At 61.9% G+C, this 4843-nt stretch carries 5 protein-coding genes; all 5 read right to left on the bottom strand.

Annotation, left to right across the window (positions count from 1 at the left end):
* Positions 1-1231: recombinase family protein (locus KDH09_00330; GenBank protein ID MCB0218111.1), on the bottom strand; the 1231-nt coding region annotated here is incomplete at its 3' end.
* Positions 1232-1285: 54 nt separating this feature from the next.
* Entirely contained in the window at positions 1286-1483 is a 198-nt protein-coding gene (locus KDH09_00325; protein ID MCB0218110.1) for a hypothetical protein, read from the bottom strand.
* Positions 1480-4260 carry a toprim domain-containing protein gene (locus KDH09_00320; GenBank protein ID MCB0218109.1) on the bottom strand — a complete coding sequence of 927 codons (2781 nt, stop codon included), beginning with the start codon at positions 4258-4260 and terminating at the stop codon, positions 1480-1482. The genes KDH09_00325 and KDH09_00320 overlap by 4 nt, the downstream gene beginning before the upstream one ends.
* Positions 4257-4487, bottom strand: a complete 231-nt coding sequence (locus tag KDH09_00315; GenBank protein MCB0218108.1) for a hypothetical protein — start codon at positions 4485-4487, stop codon at positions 4257-4259. The genes KDH09_00320 and KDH09_00315 overlap by 4 nt, the downstream gene beginning before the upstream one ends.
* Positions 4484-4729 carry a hypothetical protein gene (locus tag KDH09_00310; protein ID MCB0218107.1) on the bottom strand — a complete coding sequence of 82 codons (246 nt, stop codon included), beginning with the start codon at positions 4727-4729 and terminating at the stop codon, positions 4484-4486. Before KDH09_00310 ends, KDH09_00315 begins: the two co-directional genes overlap by 4 nt.
* Between the last annotated feature and the right edge of the window lie 114 nt (positions 4730-4843).

The following is a 4843-nucleotide window of genomic DNA, read 5'->3' as shown; positions in this document are numbered from 1 at the left end:
GCTTCTCTTTTTCGCTTCGCCAGGCGTTGGTATTCCGGGCGTAGGTTTCGCCGTCCACGGCGCCCTCTGTGAGCGCCTCGAAGGCTCTGGAGAGCTTTTGCCGGAGAGCCTCAAGGCGGGCTTCAATACTCGCCCTGCGCGCCTGGAGAGCCTCGGTTTTTCGGGTTCGATATTCGTAGAGCCCGGCCTCAAGAAGCTTGGACGCCTCGGGCGCCAGTATCGCCTGGGCGGCGATGCCGCGCAGCTGCGCGGCCGCCTCGCGCTCATCGAGAAACGGGTGCTTGACCCCGTTTCGCTTGCAGGTTCCGCAGAAGCCGTAGGTGTATCGGCCCTTCTTGGCCGAGAAGAAGGTGATCGAGTTTCCGCAGACGGCGCATTCCAAGACCCCGCTCAGCGCCTGGGGCTCGCGGACCTTCTTCTCAACCCGCCGGTAGTCTGAGAGCCGCTCTCTGATCCGCTCGTGGGTACGCCAGTCAATGAGCGGGGTGTGCCGGTAGTTCGTGATGAGGGTGCCCTTGGAATAGAAGGGCCCGGCGAAAACCGGATCGACGAGCCAGCGGTGAATCGCTGAGCGCGAGAGCGCTTTGCCCTGGTAGCGAATGCCAAGCCGCAAGGACTCTTTGGTGAGCACGTCGAGAGAAAAGTTCCCGGTTGCCGCCATGGCAAGCAGCTCGGCAACGAGCGGCCCCTGCAGCGGGTCGGGCTCGATGCCGCCTCTGGGGATTTTGCGATACCCCGGCGGCGCCTTGTAGCTCCAGTGGCCCTGGGCTGTCTGCTGGGCGATGCAGCTCTTCACACGGGCCGAGAGGTGCCGGGTCTCACTCCTGGCAAAGAGCCCCATCATCTCGAAGCGATCCCATTCCGACGGCGGCGCTTCCCTGTGCAGGTGAAAGTGATCCAAAGCCGCGTGCAGGTGCTTGGCGCGTTTTCGCACAAGATCTTCGAGCCGCGCGTGGTCCCAGGTGTTCCGGTTCGAGCGATCGACCTTGTAGAAGACGAGGTGCGGCACCTCTTCGGACGAAGAATACTCTTCGAGCATCTCTTTGAAGCGCACGCGCTCATCGTCGAAACTGGCCGTCTCGGCCACTTCCCATGTCTTTACAAGATCGAGGCCCTTTGCGGCGCAGTAAGCGCGAATGGCGTCCATCTGGAGCCCCAGCGAGATGCCGCCTCGCGCCTGATCTTCGCTGCTCACTCTGGCAAACCCGAAAGCCTTTGTAGATGCCTGCACGGTTTTCTCTCCTTCCGATCAACCCCGCAGCATCGGGCAAATCCCGGTTTTCAGTCAAGCATTTTCTGCGGGGATTTCATCCCTTTTCTCCGGCGGATGTGCATTGCTGCTTCGCATTTCGTTTCGGCCGCGCCGGATGTCTTCCAGGACTTCGGTAAGCGTCCGGATTCGCTCCAGCGCCCGGCGCGCCTCCTCTTCGGAAACAGCGCGCCCGACGACGCGGGCGAGTACCCTTACGAAGGGCTCGCTCACGCCTCGTCCTCCCGCTGCTTCCTGAAGTGATAAATCCGGTTGCCGCGCGAGATGCGCGCATCGACTTCCCAGCCCGCGCGAGCGAGCGTCTCTCGCGAGTCCGAAAGCCGAGCCCCAAGCTGCTGGGCACTGGTGAAACACTCGGTAAAGCCGCGCTTCTTCGCCAGATACTTGAAGGCCCCGAAAAGATCGGAGGAGGAGGCGCGGAAGACAAACTGCGAGCCGGCGCCCCCGATGAGGCAGGAATCATCCAGGCGCAGCTTGTACTCACTTTGGAAGTTCCTGCTGCTCTCGCAGAAGAAGAATTCCTTGGAGAGCTCGGTCAGGAAGAAGAGCACCGGGCTCGTCTGCTCCTCAGTCTCCCGTGCGACTTCTTCCTGGGCGCGGAAGGTCTCGTCAATGAGCGCCCGGGTCGCATGGTCGGCCGGGATGTGCCTGGCGGCGGGGAGGTATTTCAGAAGCCCCTCGACCAGCACGAAGAGCCCGGCAAGAAACTCATCGAGTCTCTGTTTTGAATGGCTCGGAAAGCACTGGCGGATGTGGCCCAGATAGAACCGGCGCCGCTCGGCATAGGTCGGGAGAATGTCACCAGCAAGTATCAGAAAGAAGGCCGAGAGGATTTTGGAGCGCTGCTCCTTCATTCGCTCGATCACGGCCGTCTTCTGAAACGCGGGACTTCGGTGATGGGGCTCGAAGTGAATCGTCCACGTCCGGGTGATGAGCTCATGGGCCTCGAAGGGTTCGATTGCAGTGCAGAGCACCTGGTTGTTGAGGCGCTCGTAGACGTTTTCACTGTCAGTCCCGCCCTTGCGCTTCTGATTGACGGTTCCCGTGGCCGCGGCCAGGAGAAAGTTCAGCGTCCCGCGGTCGATGTCGCGGGCTTCTAAATTGTCCTTGATCATGAGCGGGTTGGTCATACCGTCGGCATAGTCCGAAGCGGTCTTCGATTTTCCCACCCAGTCCTCGCCGTAAATGAGCAGGGACGCCAGGTTCGCCGCCGTCGTCTTTCCCGAGGCCGCGCCGCCCGTAAACTGCAGAATCGCGCGGTCGCGCGAGAATCCGAGCATGAAGACGTTGAAGATCCAGCCTGCAATGAACAGCCGGTTCTCGGCAGTTGTTGCGAGATTCGCTAGGAAGAGCGAGGAAAAATCGGAAAGCGCGGACCGGATGTCCACACTGGGATCGAAGCAGATGGGCTGCATCTTGTTCGATGGGCGAAGGAGGCAGCTCTCGGCATTGGGCACGACGGTGACGCTCCCCGGAGCGATGCGCAGCACGGCATCATCGGCCCTTGCGGTGTGCAGGAAGATTTCCGAGTCATTCTGAACGTGAAGCCAGGGGGAGACCTCGATCTGGCGGCCTTCGAGAAGTGCGCGGCATTCGAGCGTATCGAAGATGGCGCGGCTTCGCGCTTCGGCGCAGACGATGTCGGCCAGGTCGTAGAGCAGTGCGCGGAACCACTGGTTTTCCTGGGTGAGCGGATAGACCTTGTGGTTGTAGACGAGATAGGGGCGCTGGGCGCCCGAGCTTTCGACAAAGAAGCTCTTTTCGCCGCCGAGCCACTCGAAGATGATCTGGCCCTGAATCTTCGCGGCTTCGGGGGAATCGAACTTCAGCTTGCGGTCGGCAGCATGGGAGCGGAAGATCGAGAGACACTCGGTAAGCGGCCGGTAATGGGCGCGCGCTCCCGAAAGAAGCCTTGCAAAGGCTTCGGCGGGCTGCGGCCTGCCGCGCAGGTATTCATCGATGTCCTTGGCTTCTCCGAACCACTCAACGCGCCGCAGGCGCGTTTCCTCGCCTCCGGCGATCTGGCGAAGGCGCGGCGGGAGCAACTCGGGTCGGAGCGCCGCTTCGAGTTTTTTGAAATATTTCTTTCCCGCATCGTCGCGGTCGAAGCAGGCGCAGATGCTCCTGCAGGATTTCTTGAGAAGCTCAATCTGCCCCTCGGTGAGCTGGCCGCAGGTGGCGACGACGTTCGGGTATTCGCCGCGCCCGACAATGCTCAGCAGGTCGTTCTGCCCTTCCACGACCACGATCTCGTCGCCTGAGAGCGCCCCCTGATTAAAGAACAGACAGCCGGGCTCCCGATACTCGCTCTGCAACCGGATCGGCCGCTTTCCTTCGCCGAAGGGCTTAAGGGTGAAATCCCCGATCTCGGCGAAACCCTTCCGTGAGGACATCTTGTGAGGGAAGACGAAGTAGCCGGGAGGCCATTTGTCGAGCACTCGCCCGCCCTGGCTGAGCGCGAGCCCCGAGGAGAGCAGCTCATCGTGCGAGAAGGATTTTTCAAGATGGCGCGCCAGCGCGCCGTCGGTGAAACCGATGCCGAATTCTTCGAGCACTATGCGTGAATGACCCCGCGCGCTTGTCAAATAAGCAAGCGGCGCGGAATTGCGAGGAGCAAAGAGCACGCCCTGGAAATACCGCGTCGCCTCCTCCCAGATACGCTGCTTCGCGGTCTGGGTTGCAGCCTCCTGGGCATCCCCGATCTCGATTCCCGCGGCCTGCGCAACGTACCGCAGGGATTCAATAGGGGAGCGAAGCTCCTCCTTCCAGAGACGGGCAAAGCCGAAGATGTCACCGCGCGCCTCGCACTGGAAGCACTTAAAGTAGCGCTCCTCTGCGTCATGCACGCTGAAGCATTCGTGCCCTCCGCAGAACGGGCAGGCTTCAAGCTGCACGTAGCCTGAGAATTTCTTTCCGACCCGGCCGCCGCTCTCGCGAAGGATGAAGTCCAGGAGCGGCACGGCGTCCTTGATGCGCGCAAAGTCGCTCATTGGCGGCGGATGCTCTCAAATGCCCCGCACTCGGTGACCGGGCCCGAGAGCCGCCGCTCGCTGAGCGAGAAGACTCCCTTGGCGCAGCTCCACTCAGGCTTTCGTGAGCGAAAGGCCACGCTCACCCCGTGAATGCAGCCTGGACACAGGTCCGCCTCGGCTGTGCCGGCCTCGGCTCTGGGGCGGGTGGCGAGGTGCTTCAGGTCGGTTGGCACACGCACGTTCATGCTCCACCTCCCAGAATCGAGAGAGCGGGCTCCTCGGAGGCGCTGGAGAGCTTCTGAATGAAGTCTCGCACATCGAGCCCGTGGCGCTCGCAAAAACGCTCCAGGGTCTTGAAATTCCCCTTGGCGGCCGGTGAGAGGGTGAGCTTCTCGGTGGCCCGTGTGCGGGCCTGGCAGATCTCCACTTCGAACTCCATCCGGTCGGCTCCTGAATAGAGGCAGGTTACAAAAGGCACGGATTTCATCCGGTTCTCCTTGGGTTTGGGGCCGCGGGTGACGTGACACCCTACGACACGTGGTTGAAATAAATTTGGTCAGCTTCGCCCGGCGCGCCGGCGCCGAGTCGGCGGCGCGGGCCG

The organism is Chrysiogenia bacterium, from assembly GCA_020434085.1.
In the GTDB taxonomy this organism is placed as follows: Bacteria; JAGRBM01; JAGRBM01; order JAGRBM01; family JAGRBM01; genus JAGRBM01.
Note: the sequence above shows the minus strand (reverse complement) of the source record. Positions and strands in the feature narration are given on the sequence as shown.